Below are 536 nucleotides of genomic sequence, written 5' to 3' on the forward strand. Positions count from 1 at the left end.
GGCCAAGGCGATATCGGGGGCGAGGCCGGAGAGGTCCACCCCGTCCAGGATCGGCACGTCGCCCGAGAGGGTGGAGAGGGTGCCGGCGCCGATCTCGGCCTGGCCGGCGCGGACGAGGCGGACGATCTCGTTGCCCGCGAGGTTGCGCTCAGCATGGCTGGCCAGGGTGACCTCGATGCGACCGCTGCTGCGCTCGCGCAGGCCGTCGCGCAGGATGCGCTGATCGACGAGCACGAACTGCGGCTGGGTCGGGAGGGGCTGCGTCACCGCGGTAATGGCGATACGCGGCCCCGGCGGGATGGTCTGCGCAAGCGCCGGGAATGCCAGGGTTGCGACGCCGAGAAGCGCGGCCAGGCCAGTGCGGAACATGGGACCTCCTCCAATTCGATGGAGGCAGCATGGCATGGTCGCGGGAATGCAACACCCCGCCCTCCCCGACGGGCTCGACGCCTAGGGGCGCCGCTGCCTCGCCGGGCGGCAATCGCCGGAGGTCATGCCCAAGGGTTGCGCTTGCCAGGGGCCGTCCAGGGCGAGGC

1 protein-coding gene is annotated in these 536 nt (G+C 72.0%); it reads right to left on the reverse strand.

Annotated elements, in window-relative coordinates:
• Positions 1-369, reverse strand: a 369-nt coding sequence (locus AC1DWF_RS38105) for a hypothetical protein (protein ID WP_476843586.1), incomplete at its 3' end; no start/stop codon positions are given.
• Positions 370-536: the final 167 nt, after the last annotated feature.

The organism is Aminobacter sp. P4_D5, assembly GCF_056401815.1.